The organism is Pseudomonas sp. R2-7-07, assembly GCF_003852355.1.
Classification (GTDB): domain Bacteria; phylum Pseudomonadota; class Gammaproteobacteria; order Pseudomonadales; family Pseudomonadaceae; genus Aquipseudomonas.
Map to the genome: position 1 here is coordinate 3,885,562 of NZ_CP027759.1, position 13,699 is coordinate 3,899,260.

Annotated in this window: 13 protein-coding genes; 7 read left to right on the plus strand and 6 right to left on the minus strand. The window is 61.8% G+C overall.

Going from position 1 to position 13,699, the window contains the following annotated elements; genetic code table 11:
• The first annotated feature begins 100 nt into the window (after positions 1-100).
• The 5 genes from mnmC to C4J86_RS17780 all read left to right on the plus strand — a co-directional run bounded on the left by mnmC (position 101) and on the right by C4J86_RS17780 (position 7,398).
• The gene (gene mnmC / locus C4J86_RS17760; protein ID WP_124371358.1) at positions 101-2,092 is read left to right on the plus strand and encodes a bifunctional tRNA (5-methylaminomethyl-2-thiouridine)(34)-methyltransferase MnmD/FAD-dependent 5-carboxymethylaminomethyl-2-thiouridine(34) oxidoreductase MnmC; all 1,992 of its coding nucleotides are present in this window, start codon (positions 101-103) and stop codon (positions 2,090-2,092) included.
• A 161-nt stretch (positions 2,093-2,253) separates the two neighbouring features.
• The gene (locus C4J86_RS17765) at positions 2,254-4,026 is read left to right on the plus strand and encodes an N-acetylglutaminylglutamine amidotransferase (RefSeq protein WP_124371359.1); all 1,773 of its coding nucleotides are present in this window, start codon (positions 2,254-2,256) and stop codon (positions 4,024-4,026) included.
• A gap of 3 nt (positions 4,027-4,029) precedes the next feature.
• Positions 4,030-5,775 carry an N-acetylglutaminylglutamine synthetase gene (gene ngg, locus C4J86_RS17770; protein WP_124371360.1) on the plus strand — a complete coding sequence of 582 codons (1,746 nt, stop codon included), beginning with the start codon at positions 4,030-4,032 and terminating at the stop codon, positions 5,773-5,775.
• Between the two features lie 136 nt (positions 5,776-5,911).
• Positions 5,912-7,111 carry an osmoprotectant NAGGN system M42 family peptidase gene (locus C4J86_RS17775; RefSeq protein ID WP_124371361.1) on the plus strand — a complete coding sequence of 400 codons (1,200 nt, stop codon included), beginning with the start codon at positions 5,912-5,914 and terminating at the stop codon, positions 7,109-7,111.
• 59 nt (positions 7,112-7,170) lie between these two features.
• Positions 7,171-7,398: a YheU family protein gene (locus tag C4J86_RS17780; protein ID WP_003236706.1), complete on the plus strand. Its 228-nt coding sequence runs from the start codon at positions 7,171-7,173 to the stop codon at positions 7,396-7,398.
• Between the two features lie 8 nt (positions 7,399-7,406).
• Here the strand turns inward: C4J86_RS17780 and csrA are convergent, their stop codons facing one another.
• Together csrA and C4J86_RS17790 are read right to left on the minus strand one after the other, a co-directional pair.
• Positions 7,407-7,610: a carbon storage regulator CsrA gene (gene csrA / locus C4J86_RS17785; protein ID WP_124371362.1), complete on the minus strand. Its 204-nt coding sequence runs from the start codon at positions 7,608-7,610 to the stop codon at positions 7,407-7,409.
• A 127-nt stretch (positions 7,611-7,737) separates the two neighbouring features.
• Positions 7,738-8,553, minus strand: coding sequence for an SDR family oxidoreductase (locus tag C4J86_RS17790; RefSeq protein WP_124371363.1), 816 nt, complete (start codon positions 8,551-8,553; stop codon positions 7,738-7,740).
• A 329-nt stretch (positions 8,554-8,882) separates the two neighbouring features.
• Between C4J86_RS17790 and C4J86_RS17795 the strand changes: the two genes are divergently transcribed.
• The gene (locus C4J86_RS17795) at positions 8,883-9,035 is read left to right on the plus strand and encodes a DUF3309 family protein (RefSeq protein ID WP_003192767.1); all 153 of its coding nucleotides are present in this window, start codon (positions 8,883-8,885) and stop codon (positions 9,033-9,035) included.
• A gap of 61 nt (positions 9,036-9,096) precedes the next feature.
• Here C4J86_RS17795 and C4J86_RS17800 read toward each other — a convergent pair whose 3' ends face one another.
• From C4J86_RS17800 to C4J86_RS17815, 4 genes are all read right to left on the minus strand, one after another.
• Positions 9,097-11,184, minus strand: coding sequence for an LTA synthase family protein (locus tag C4J86_RS17800; RefSeq protein ID WP_124371364.1), 2,088 nt, complete (start codon positions 11,182-11,184; stop codon positions 9,097-9,099).
• 430 nt (positions 11,185-11,614) lie between these two features.
• Positions 11,615-11,806 (minus strand): PLDc N-terminal domain-containing protein, encoded by a 192-nt coding sequence (locus C4J86_RS17805; protein ID WP_003172956.1) that lies wholly within the window; start codon positions 11,804-11,806, stop codon positions 11,615-11,617.
• Positions 11,807-11,873: 67 nt separating this feature from the next.
• On the minus strand, positions 11,874-12,404 hold the full coding sequence (locus C4J86_RS17810; RefSeq protein WP_124371365.1) for a hypothetical protein: 531 nt from the start codon (positions 12,402-12,404) through the stop codon (positions 11,874-11,876).
• A gap of 41 nt (positions 12,405-12,445) precedes the next feature.
• Positions 12,446-12,961 carry an ankyrin repeat domain-containing protein gene (locus tag C4J86_RS17815; RefSeq protein ID WP_124371366.1) on the minus strand — a complete coding sequence of 172 codons (516 nt, stop codon included), beginning with the start codon at positions 12,959-12,961 and terminating at the stop codon, positions 12,446-12,448.
• Between the two features lie 430 nt (positions 12,962-13,391).
• Here C4J86_RS17815 and C4J86_RS17820 point away from each other — a divergent pair, with 430 nt between their 5' ends.
• Positions 13,392-13,670 (plus strand): DUF3509 domain-containing protein, encoded by a 279-nt coding sequence (locus C4J86_RS17820; protein WP_003172952.1) that lies wholly within the window; start codon positions 13,392-13,394, stop codon positions 13,668-13,670.
• Positions 13,671-13,699: the final 29 nt, after the last annotated feature.

A 13,699-nucleotide genomic window follows, 5' to 3' on the forward strand; every position in this document is an offset into this window, starting at 1 on the left:
GCAGGAAATTCCACCGAGGCTTGCCATGGCTCAATTCATGGCGTGTCGATCGGCTAGAATGGCCGCCTGTGTTTGCCCGCTGTCTATTTATGAGCCGCCCATGACCCCCATCGCCCACGCCCAGCTCGACTGGGACGACCACGGCCGCCCGCATTCGCGGATGTTCGACGACGTGTATTTCTCCACCCAGTCAGGCCTTGAAGAAACCCGCTATGTGTTCCTGCAACAGAACCGTTTGCAGGAGCGCTTCGCCGCCTTGCCGGCGGGCGGGCGGCTGGTCATCGGCGAGACCGGCTTCGGCACGGGCTTGAATTTTTTGTGCGCCTGGCAGCTGTTCGCCCAACACGCGGTGGCCGGGGCACGCCTGCATTTTGTCAGCGTGGAGAAATACCCGCTGAGCCATGCCGACCTGCAACGCGCCCTGGGCCTGTGGCCGGAGCTGGCACCTTATGCCGAGCAATTACTGGCGCAGTACATCGCCATCCATCCAGGCTTCCAGCAGTTGGTGCTGGACCACGGCCGCGTGACCCTGACGCTGTTGATCGGCGATGCCCTGGAGCAATTGCCGCAACTGGATGCGCAGGTCGATGCCTGGTTTCTCGACGGCTTCGCCCCGGCGAAAAATCCTGACATGTGGACCGCCGAGCTGTTTGCTGAACTGGCGCGCCTGGCGGCACCGGGCTCGACCATCAGCACCTTCACCAGCACCGGTTGGGTACGGCGGCTGATCAACGCCGCCGGGTTCAAGATGAAACGCACGCCGGGCATTGGCCATAAGTGGGAGATTTTGCGCGGGGAGTTTCTCGGTTGGCCCGAGCACACAACGCGTCCCGTCACCAGCGCGCCGTGGTTCGCCCGGCCGGCGCCGGAGCCGGGCGAACGCCGGGCCTTGGTGATTGGCGGTGGGCTGGCCGGTTGCTGCACCGCAGCCAGTCTGGCCGCGCGCGGCTGGCAGGTGTGCCTGCTGGAGCGTCATGCGGCCCTGGCCCAGGAAGCCTCGGGCAATCCGCAGGGCGTGCTGTACCTGAAACTGTCGGCCCATGGCACGGCGCTGTCGCAGTTGATTGTCAGCGGCTTCGGCTACACCCGTCGGCTGCTGGAGCATTTGCAGCGCGGGGTGGACTGGGACGCCTGCGGTGTACTGCAACTGGCGTTCAATCCCAAGGAAGCCGAACGCCAGGCCCAGCTGGCCGAGGCCTTCGCGCCGGACCTGCTGCACCGCGTGGATGCGGCCCAGGCCCAAGCCCACGCGGGTATACCGCTGGAGATGGGCGGGCTGTTTTTCCCTGAGGGCGGCTGGGTCAATCCGCCCGCCCTGTGCGCGTGGCAGGCGCGGCATCCCGGCGTGGACGTGCGCTTGCATCAGGAGGCGCTCACCTTGCAGCGCGTCGACGGCCAATGGCAGGCCCGCAACGGTGACACGCTGGTCGCCAGCGCGCCCGTGGTGGTGCTCGCCGGCGCCGCCGAGATCAAGCGCTTTCCCTTCAGCGCCGCGCTGCCGCTCAAGCGGATTCGCGGGCAAATCACGAGCCTTGCGCAGACTGTCGAAAGCCGAGCGTTGAGCACGGTGGTGTGCGGGCAAGGCTATGTCGCGCCGGCACGTTTGGGCGAACACACCCTGGGCGCCAGTTTCGATTTCAAGAGCGAGGGCCTCACGCCTACCCTCGCCGAACACGCCGATAACCTGACGCTGCTGCGGGAAATTTCCCCGGCCCTGCTGCACGCCTTGCACGCCGACACCCAGCCGCTTGAAAGCCTGGAGGGCCGAGCGGCCTTCCGCTGCACCAGCCCCGACTATCTACCCATTGTCGGTCCGCTGGCCGATGCAAGCGCGTTTGCCGAGGCGTATGGCGTATTGGCCAAGGACGCCCGCCAGGTACCCGATACGCCGTGCCCGTGGCTGGACGGTGTGTACATCAACAGCGGCCATGGTTCTCGCGGCCTGATCACCGCGCCTTTATCGGCGCAACTGCTGGCGGCGTGGCTGGATAACGAACCGCTGCCGTTGCCCGTCAGCGTTGCCCAGGCTTGTCATCCCAATCGGTTTGCCCTGCGCGAACTGATTCGCGGCAAAGCGCGACCAGCGCCCTGATCGCGAAACGGCGAAAGCGGCGGTGCCATTAGCCAAAGTCCACTTATAACTTATCGTTCTAAAACTCCCGGGTTGTGCCTGGGGTCAGTTTCTGGGTAAGCGCCCTTTTGGTGCGTATTGAGTATTGACCCCTCCCCAACGGAAAAACCGGTAAGGAACTTATGTGTGGATTAGCTGGCGAGTTACGCTTTGATCATCAACCTGCCGACCTGGCAGCCGTGGAACGCATCACGCATCACCTCGCCCCTCGTGGCCCCGACGCCTGGGGCTTCCATGCCCAAGGGCCGATTGCCCTGGGCCATCGCCGCCTGAAAATCATGGACCTGTCGGACGGCTCCGCCCAACCGATGGTCGACGCCCAACTGGGCTTGTCCCTGGCGTTCAACGGCGCGATTTACAATTTCCCGGAACTGCGCCAAGAGCTGGAAGCCTTGGGCTATGCCTTCTATTCCGGCGGCGACACCGAAGTGCTGCTCAAGGGCTATCACGCCTGGGGCGAAGCGCTGCTGCCTAAGCTCAATGGCATGTTTGCCTTTGCCATCTGGGAGCGCGATGCCCAGCGTCTGTTCATCGCCCGCGACCGCCTCGGCGTAAAGCCCCTGTACCTGTCGCGCACCGGCCAGCGCCTGCGCTTTGCCTCGGCGTTGCCGGCGCTGCTCAAGGGCGGCGATATCAACCCGATTCTCGATCCGGTCGCACTCAACCATTACCTCAATTTTCACGCCGTGGTGCCTGCGCCGCGCACGCTGCTGGCGGGCATTGAAAAGCTGCCGCCAGCGAGCTGGATGCGCATCGAGGCGAACGGCAAGACCGAACAGCAAACCTGGTGGACCCTGCCCTATGGTCCCCGTGATGACGAAAAAAACCTGAGCCTGGAAGACTGGACCGACCGCGTGCTCGACAGCACCCGCGAAGCCGTGGCTATCCGTCAACGCGCGGCGGTTGACGTCGGCGTGCTGCTTTCCGGTGGCGTCGACTCGAGCATGCTGGTCGGCCTGCTGCGCGAAGTGGGCGTCGAAGACTTGTCGACCTTCTCCATCGGTTTTGAAGACGCCGGCGGCGAGCGCGGCGACGAGTTCCAGTATTCGGACTTGATCGCCAAGCACTACGGCACCCGTCACCACCAATTGCGCATCGCCGAAAGCGAGATCATCGAGCAGCTGCCAGCGGCCTTCCGCGCCATGAGCGAGCCGATGGTCAGCCACGACTGCATCGCCTTCTATCTGCTCTCGCGGGAAGTGGCTAAGCATTGCAAGGTGGTACAGAGCGGCCAGGGCGCCGACGAATTGTTCGCCGGCTACCACTGGTACCCGCAGGTGGACGGCGCCAGCGACCCGTATGCGGCGTACCGCGAGGCATTTTTCGACCGCAGCTACGACGACTATGCCGCCACCGTCGCGCCGAAATGGCTGACCGCCAACGACGCCGCCGGGGACTTCGTGCGCGAACATTTCGCGATGCCGGGCGCGGACGCTGCGGTAGACAAGGCCCTGCGCCTGGACAGCACGGTGATGCTGGTGGACGACCCGGTCAAACGCGTCGACAACATGACCATGGCCTGGGGCCTGGAGGCGCGCACGCCGTTTCTCGACTACCGCCTGGTGGAACTCTCGGCCCGCGTGCCGGGCAAGTTCAAGTTGCCCGACGGCGGCAAGCAGGTGCTCAAGGAAGCCGCGCGCCGCGTGATCCCCAGCGAAGTCATCGACCGCAAGAAAGGCTACTTCCCGGTGCCAGGCCTCAAGCATTTACAGGGCGACACCTTCAACTGGGTACGCGAGCTGTTGCTGGACCCGAGCCAGGACCGTGGCCTGTTCAACCCCGCCATGCTTGACCGCTTGCTGACGGACCCACAGGGCCAATTGACCCCGTTGCGCGGCTCCAAGCTGTGGCAACTGGCGGCGCTGAACCTGTGGCTCAGCGAACAAGGAATCTGATCGATGAAACCTAACGCTGCGGCATATAGCCAACGCTTACTCAAGGGCCAGGCGCCGACCTACGAGCGCCTGCAGGCCCGGCTTGCCGAAGACGGCAGCGCCCAAGGTCCCGAACCGATTGCCGTGCACTGCGGTTGGGGCCGTTTGCTGATCGGGCATACCTTCCCAGACCCCGCCAGCCTCGCCCAGGAGCTGCTCAACGAGCAGCCCGGCGAGCGTGACATCGCGCTGTATGTCGCCGCACCCCAGCAGATCCTGGGGATCGATCCGCAGCAGCTGTTCCTCGACCCTTCCGACACCCTGCGCCTGTGGTTCAGCGATTACCGCCCGGCCACGCGGGTGTTTCGCGGTTTTCGTATCCGTCGGGTACAAAGCGAGGCCGACTGGCAGGCGGTGAACCTGCTGTACCAGGGACGCGGCATGTTGCCCATCGACCCTGAACGCCTGACCCCGCGCCATCAAGGTGGCCCGGTGTACTGGCTGGCAGAAGACGAAGACAGCGGCGCGATCATCGGCAGCGTGATGGGCCTGAACCACCAGAAGGCCTTTCACGACCCGGAAAACGGTTGCAGCCTGTGGTGCCTGGCGGTAGACCCGCAATGCACGCGCCCCGGTGTGGGTGAAGTGCTGGTGCGCCACCTGGTGGAACACTTCATGAGTCGTGGCTTGAGCTACCTGGACCTGTCGGTGCTGCACGATAACCGCCAGGCCAAGAGCCTCTATGCCAAGCTCGGTTTCCGCGCACTGACCACCTTTGCGATCAAGCACAAGAATGGCATCAACCAGCCGCTGTTTCTCGGCCCTGGGCCACAGGCGGGGTTCAATCCTTATGCGCGCATCATCGTCGAAGAAGCCCATCGACGCGGTATCGATGTGCACGTGGACGATGCCGATGCCGGGCTGTTCACCCTCAGCCACGGCGGGCGCCGCGTGCGTTGCCGAGAGTCGTTGAGCGACCTGACCAGCGCCATCAGCATGACCCTGTGCCAGGACAAGAGCCTGACCCACAAGGTGCTCAAGGCCGCTGGTTTGCAGCTGCCTTCGCAGCAGTTGGCAGGCAGCGCCGATGACAACCTGGAATTTCTCGACGAGCACCAACGCATCGTGGTCAAGCCACTGGATGGCGAGCAGGGCCAGGGCGTGGCGGTGGACTTGCGAACTATCGAGGAAGTACAAGCGGCGATTGACGCGGCGCGCCAGTTCGACAGCCGGGTGCTGCTCGAAAGCTTCCATGAAGGCCTGGACCTGCGCATCCTGGTGATCGGTTTTGAAGTGGTCGCCGCCGCGATTCGTCGCCCGGCCGAAGTGATAGGCGATGGTCAGCATTCGATCCGTGCCTTGATCGAAGCCCAGAGCCGGCGGCGCCAGGCCGCTACCGACGGCGAAAGCAAGATCCCGCTGGACGCGGAAACCGAGCGCACCCTGAAAGCCGCCGGGTATGACTACCAGAGCATCCTGCCACGCGGCGTGCAATTGGCCGTGCGTCGCACCGCCAACCTGCACACCGGCGGGTGCCTGGAAGACGTCACGGCGACCCTGCACCCGACCCTGGTGGACGCCGCCGTCCGCGCCGCCCGTGCGCTGGACATCCCCATGGTCGGCCTGGACCTGCTGGTGCCTGCAGCGGATCAACCCGACTACGTGTTCATTGAAGCCAATGAACGGGCCGGATTGGCCAATCATGAACCGCAACCTACCGCTGAGAAGTTTGTGGATTTGTTGTTTCCACATAGTCAGCCGGCCGCTTGACCTCTGATCGTTCCCACGCTCCGCGTGGGAATGCCTCAAGGGACGCTCTGCGTCCGTTGTTGTGACGCGCAGCGTCACGGGCTGCATTCCCACGCAGAGCGTGGGAACGATCGCCCTCAACCCATCAGGAGTTTCCATGACCCGAACCATTCCCGAACCGGATCTCGCCTACCTGCAGAAAGTCCTGCTGGAAATGCTCGCCATTCCCAGCCCCACAGGGTTTACCGACACCATCGTGCGCTACGTCGCCGAACGCCTGGAAGAGCTCGGCATCCCGTTTGAAATGACCCGGCGCGGCACGATTCGCGCCACCCTCAAGGGCCAGAAGAACAGCCCTGACCGCGCCGTCTCCGCGCATCTGGACACCATCGGCGCCGCCGTACGGGCGATCAAGGACAACGGCCGCCTGACGCTGGCGCCGGTCGGCTGCTGGTCGAGCCGTTTTGCCGAAGGCAGCCGCGTCAGCCTGTTCACCGACAACGGGGTGATTCGCGGTAGCGTGTTGCCATTGATGGCCTCCGGGCATGCGTTCAACACCGCCGTGGATGAAATGCCGGTGAGCTGGGACCACGTCGAATTGCGCCTGGATGCCTATTGCGCGACCCGCGCCGACTGCGATTCCCTGGGGATCAGCATCGGTGACTACGTGGCGTTCGACCCACTGCCGGAGTTCACTGAAAGCGGTCACATCAGCGCGCGTCACTTGGACGACAAAGCCGGCGTCGCCGCCCTGCTCGCCGCGCTCAAGGCAATCATCGACAGCGGCGAACCCTTGCTCATCGATTGCCACCCGCTGTTCACCATCACCGAGGAAACCGGCAGCGGCGCGGCCGCCGCCCTGCCCTGGGATGTGAGTGAGTTCGTCGGTATCGATATCGCCCCGGTCGCCCCCGGCCAACACTCCAGCGAACACGCGGTGAGCGTGGCGATGCAGGATTCCGGTGGGCCGTATGACTATCACCTGTCACGGCACTTGCTGCGCCTGGCGGCGGATAACGATCTGCCGGTGCGCCGTGACCTGTTCCGCTATTACTTCAGCGATGCGCATTCGGCAGTGACCGCCGGGCATGACATCCGCACCGCGCTGCTGGCGTTCGGTTGCGATGCCACCCACGGTTACGAGCGCACCCATATCGACAGCCTGGCGGCCCTCAGTCGGCTGCTCGGCGCCTACATCCTCAGCCCACCGGTCTTTGCCAGCGATGCGCAACCGGCCCAAGGCTCCCTGGACCGCTTCAGCCATCAGATCGAGCATGAGACGCACATGGAGAGCGATACCCGCGTGCCGTCGGTGGACAGCCTGGTCGGCCAGAAGTCCGACGCCGACAACAGCTGATACTGGCAACCAAGGTCCCGGCACAGTAGCATCGCCGGGACCTGACACCTGAGGCTTGTATGCTGATTCCCTACGACGCGCTTGAAGTCGACACCCTGACCCGCCTCATCGAGGATTTCGTTACCCGCGATGGCACCGACAATGGCGACGACACACCGCTGGAAACCCGCGTATTGCGCGTACGCCAGGCACTGACCAAGGGCCAGGCGTTGATCGTGTTCGATCCGGACAGCGAACAATGCCAGTTGATGCTCAAGCACGACGTGCCCAAGCACCTGTTTGACTGACGACGAGGCTAAGGGGTAGGTACCGGCACCGGATGAGTGGCGCTGGCCTGGCGTTCGAGGATTTTGCGGTAGACCTCAGCGCGATGCACGCTGATCCCTACGGGCGCTTCGATGCCAAATTTCACCTGGCGCCCGTTGATTTCGAGAATGTGCAAGACGATGTCATCGCCGATGGCGATGGTTTCGCCTACAACACGGCTTAAGACCAGCATGGCGGGTGTCCTTTTCGAGTGTCTGGCCCCCGACCTTGCTCGCTTGAAGCGTAACCAGCAATGGCACGCGGCCAAATCAGGCGTCACCTACATGGAGAGGTAATTTACCTGACAGACCGCATCCAGATCAGGCTTTGGTAGCCTGCGCCTTGGCGCGCATTTTATCGGCCATCAGCGTCATCTCGTCATACAGCAACTGCGGGTTTTTCTGCTTGAGCGTCCACGCCATCCGCCCCTGCTCGTGGGGCAGAATCATGAACTCGCCGGCAGCCACGCGTTGATAAATGTAGTCGGCGATCTGCGTCGCCGAGATCGGTGAACTCTCGAGCAACTTGCCCACCTGCGCCTTCATCGCCGGGGTCGGCCCACGGAATGAATCGAGCAGATTGGTCTGGAAAAACGACGGGCATACCACATGCACGCCGATTTCCTGCTGCTTGAGTTCCACCAGCAGACTTTCCGACAGCGCCACCACACCGGCCTTGGCCACGTTGTAGTTGCTCATGGCCGGCCCCTGCATCAGCGCGGCCATCGAGGCGATGTTGATGATGCGCCCCTTGCTCTTTTCAAGCAGCGGCAGGAACGCCTTGCAGCCCTTGACCACGCCCATCAGGTTGATTGCGATCTGCCAGTCCCAGTCTTCAAGAGATAACTCGGCAAAGAACCCACCGGACGCCACGCCGGCGTTATTGACGATGATATCGATGCCGCCAAGCTTCACCTCGCAGGCCTGGGCGAACGCGGTGAGCTGGCTGTAGTCACGCACATCGCAGCGCTGGGTGAAACCATCGCCACCGGCTTCGCGCACCAGCCTGAGGGTTTCCTGCAAGCCAGTTTCGCTGACATCCGACAAGGCCAGCTGCCAACCCTCGCGGGCCCAGCGCAGAGCGATTTCACGACCCAGGCCGGACCCGGCGCCAGTGATCATCATGCGGTTTTGCATAGGAAGTAGCCTTGTGGTTCACCAGAGGAGTGACCGGCAGTGTAGCGAAGGTTTTTGCCGCGCCCACGCACCATCAGAGTGATGAATGCCCCAGGCAAACCGCGGGCTCGGTCGGATGCGCGCGCATAGCCTAAGTTCAATATTTTTCAACTAAGTTGATGTATTTGCGCAGGTGTTAAAAGAAATAAGCGAGCAACCAAATTGCTTTAAAAAAATACGGAATTTTCTGTGAAGTGACAGAGTCGGAGTTGTTAAGCCGTCCATAATCAAGTGGACGAGACTCCCGCTGAATAACCGGTCTTTACGCAAGGCCTATAAGGAATAAAACCATGAGCCTGATCCTGATCATTATCCTGATTCTACTGTTGGTCGGCGGCCTGCCAGTGTTCCCGCACTCGCGTAACTGGGGTTATGGCCCGTCGGGTATCCTGGGCGTAGTGCTGGTCGTTCTGCTGGTGCTGTTGTTACTCGGCAAAATATAAACACCGTTTCAACGCACAAAAAAAGAGGCCTCAATGAGGCCTCTTTTTTATTGCCGATCCGTTAATCCGGCTTACCGTCTACCACGCCTGCGGTGTTATCCAGCAGGCTCTTGGTGGCGGTTTGCAGGAACGACTCGAGTTTCTGCTTCAGCGCCGCTTCGTCGGGCGATTCGGCGATTACTTTGCCGGTCGGGTTGGCGCCCAGTTCGTATTGCCACAGCTTGGGTGGCATTTCCTTGGGCAAGACCAGCACGCGATCAGCCGTGAGCAGGGCGACGGTCTGGTCGCTGCCCGACGGTTTGATCACGCCGAAGCCTTTGTCGCCTTCCGGCAGGTTGAGCAGGTCGCGGCCCCAGCACTGGTGCAGGGTGTCACCGCCCAGGCGCCCCATAATGGTCGGGACGATATCGATCTGGGTGCCCACGGTGTGGTCACGCTCGCCGAACTTTTCCTGCATGCCCGGCGCGATCATCAGCATCGGTACATTGAAACGGCCCAGGTCCATCTCGGTGATCTGCTGCTCGTTACCGAAGCCGTGGTCACCCACCACCACGAACAGGGTTTCCTTGAAGTACGGCTCCTTGCGGGCCTTCTCGAAGAACTGGCCCAGCGCCCAATCGGAGTAACGCATGGCGGTCAAATGCTCGTTGAGGCTGCCACGGTCAGTGACTTTCTCGACCGGCAATGGCGTCGGCAAGGCGTACGGGGTGTGGTTGGACAAGGTTTGCAGCAGCGCGTAGAACGGCTTGCCGCCTTCGCGGGCCTTCAGTTCTTCCAGGCCACGGTTGAACATGTCCTGGTCGGACACGCCCCAGGTCGGGTCGGAAAACACCGGGTTGACGAAGTCATTGCGGCCAATGAAGTTGGTCATGCCCTGGTTGCTGAAGAAGCCTGACTGGTTGTCCCAGGCAAAGTCGCCGTTGTAGACATACACATCATTGAAATCACGCGCGCTGAGCAACTGCGGCAGGCCCGACAGCTTGTGGCTGCCTTCGGGGGTCTGCATCAGGTATTCGAAGCCCGGCAGGTTCGGGAAGCAGGCCATGGTGGCGAACATACCCTGGTGGGTGTGGGTACCGTTGGAGAAGAAGCGATCGAACAGCAGGCCTTCCTTGGACAACTTGTCGAAGTACGGCGTGATGTTGCCTGGACGGCCCAGGGCGCCCACCGAGTGACCGGCGAAGCTTTCCATCAGGATCACTACCACGTTCTTGATCGGCAGGGTCTTCTCGGCCGGTGGCGTGAAATCACGGCGCACGGCAGCGGTGTCGGTATCCACCAGTTTTTCGCTCGGCAGCACCAGCATGTCCCGCACGGTCTGGGTGGCCAGCGGTTGCTCCAGGGTGGCCTTCCAGATGTTGGAGCGATCTTCGGAGAAGCGCGACTTGGCCGCAGCGATCAGCGACAGCGTGCCATTGAGGCCAAGCTGGTTGGCGAAGTTCGAATCAGTAGTGTAGACATCCCCCCAACGCAGCGGCGGACCCTGGCGCAGGGTGCCGCGGATGGCGACCACTGCGACCAGCAGGCACACCACGAACACCGCGATGCGGCTGTACCACGGCGCCACCGGGCGCGTGCCGATGCTGCCGCCACTGAACGGGCCACGCGGGCGCGTTGCGCGGTCGGCGCCCTTGAAGGCCATGCTCAGGATCAGCGTGCCCACGGCCCAGGCCAACAGGTAACGCACCACCGGGAACCCGTACCAGAGCATGCTCATCACGGTTTTCGGGTCTTCTTTCACATACTGGAAGACTAGGCCGTTGAGGCGCTGGTGGAACTCACGGTAGAAGTCCATCTCCATCAGGCCCAGGAACAGCGCAATGCTGGACGCGACGGTCAACCACAAGCGGAAGAACCCACGCGCCGCCATGGCCCGTACGCTGAACAACGCCAGCAGCAGCGGGATCAGCAGGTACATCACCAGGCGGATATCCAGGCGCAGGCCGTTGGCGAACGCTTCCAGGAAGGTCGAGGCCGGTGTATCGAGGATCATCTCGCGGTTGTAGACCAGCAACGCCAGGCGCAGCAGGGAGAACATCACCATCATGACCAGTGCGCAAAGCAGCGTGTACGCCAGATGGGATTTGACGGTCGGTTGCAGCAGGCGATTTGAAGCGCGCGGCTGATTCAGGGCGTCCGGGTTTGCCATGTCGTTTTAGGACCCATTGGAAGTTGAAGTTGCGAAATAATGCAGTGGCGTCCGTCCCTCGCCCAGGCTGGCCGGGGTGGGCGGTTAACGCGGTGGGGCAAATGGTGCCCGATCAACGGCATCAACGCTATAAATTACTGAACAAGCGCCGCCGCCGTGCCTTTATGGGCACTCGGGGGATAGAGCCTTGCCAGCGGAACCCTTGGCAGCGGAACAATGCGGGCGAATTGTCTTGGATGGGATGTGAAAATTTCGTGCAGCGAATATTTCGACACACAAATCTCCCTGCCGCACTGAAAGCAAATGTGGGAGGGGGCTTGCCCCCGATGGCGGTGGGTCAGCACTGGATAGAGTGACTGTCACTACGCCATCGGGAGCAAGCCCCCTCCCACATTATTGTGCTCACTCTGGATTTGAAGTGAGCGAGCGATCAGATGCGCACGTTACCGCGCGGCCCGGCGATCGCCCAGATGATCAGGCCCAGTACCGGCAGCAGCAGGATCAGCAAAATCCACAGCACCTTGGCGCCCGTGCTCGCGCCGCTTTTGAACACGTTGATGATCGCCCAGATATCCAGCGCGAGGATGATCAGGCCAATCAGGCCGTTGAAAGTGGAACCCATGGTGTCGCTCCTAAGTGAGGGCATGCCCTTGTAGGATAGTCAGCCCTGGCCGGGGTTCCGTTTTATTTCAGACGTGTACGGCAATCTTCAGGGCTTCCAGCGACGGTTCGGCCTGGATGCCGACCTCGGCGCACAGCTCCAGCACGCGCGGCAGGTCATTGCCGAACACCAGCACGGCCTGGATTTCGTCATCGAGCAACTGGCTGAAGTTGAGCAGCACATAGCCGCCGTCTTCCGGGCTCAGAGCGCTCATTTGGATCTGGATGCGGTTGAGGGCCGTCAGGTCTTCGGTCTTCGCCAGTTGCTTGGGCTTGAGGTTGAACGCCACGCCCGGACCAAACGAGGCGACGATCTGGGCAAACAGGTCGGCGTAGGTGTCGGCCTGGAACAGTACGGTGTCCGGCAGGCTGCCAATTACTACCCACTCCCCCAGCGGAATCGGGAAGGTATCGTCGTAGTTGATATCCGGATTGGCCGCCAGAAAAGCCGCAGGGTCCGCGTAGGCCTGAGCCGCTTCGTCGGCGATACGCACCACCTCGTCCTCGGCCATGACGCCGGCGCTGATTTTGCTGATGAGTTCGACGAGAGCGGTTTTCATGGGGTGGTCCTGTGACGGGCGGGTTTTCGAGGGCGCGTAGCCTACACCAGTTTTTGCAACAACGCCGCCGTATCCACCGCCCCCATGGTCTGCGCCGCGGCCAGCGCCGTCGCGCCCTGGGCGTCGGTAGCCTTGGGATTGGCCCCTTGGCCGAGCAGGTATTCGAGCATTTCGACGCGGTTGAACATGGCCGCCATCATCAATGCCGTGCGCCCATCCGAAGAAGCCGCTTCAATCGGGGTTCCGCCCTCGATCAGCGCCTTGACCACGGCCAGGTTGCCCTTGAAGGCCGCACCGGCAATCGGCAGTTGGTTCTTATCGTTGGCAATCAGGGGATCGGCCTTGAACTCCAGCAGCACTTTTACTGCCTCGGCATGGCCGTGGTAGGCCGCAAGCATCAGCAACGTGTCACCGTTGTGATTCCGAAAGTTGGCCGGCAAGCCTTTGGTCAAGAGCGCTGCGAGCATGGCGGCGTCGCCTTTGCGGGCGACGTCGAAGACTTGCTCGGCGAATTCGGCGGCTTCGTCTTCGGTCATCTGTTTGGGCTGAGTCGACATGTAGGGCTCCTGTGTGATGCTGTATATGGCGCCCAGTGTCCCGATGGAGTTCCCTGCTGTCATGGCTTTTTTGTCAAAAGTGCCGATAGGCACAATCAATAGCGAACGTGGTGCCAACCCATCTTTAGCTGTACACGCGGGACTCAAACTGTGCCGTCTCCCGATGAGCGCCTGCGGCCTGAATGGAATTTATCCGCGAAACCCACGGTCATAATCGGTAGGGAAAATGCATTGCGCGTGAAAAGTAACCGGTTGGATAACGCAAAATGCAGGATGCACGATAGCCCTTCATGCAAATTGCACGAAAACGAAAATCCTGAAAAATTATAAGTTATTGATTTACAATGATTTTTTAAGATGCTCAATACTGGCACAATCACTGCACCTCTCACTCCATGCTTGCCCACTTGAGCCAATGGAGCTGATAGACATGAGCCTGATCCAAGATAAATTCGCTTCGGTATTTTCCAACTACGACGTCACCACCCAGCCACGTCCGGACGGCGGCATCCTGTTGACCCTGCGCAACAGCGAAGGCAAGCAGGTGAAACGCTCGATCTCGTATCAGCAGTTGCACACCGCCGACCAACTCACTTGGGTGATCAGCGCGATCCGCCGCGACCTGGCCGAGCAAGCCAGTGAACTGCCGCAAATTTCGATGCTGCAAAGCCAGAACCGCTTTGCCTTGCCGACCTACCACTCGGCATAAGCTTCACCCAGCTACAGAGGGCTGCGACG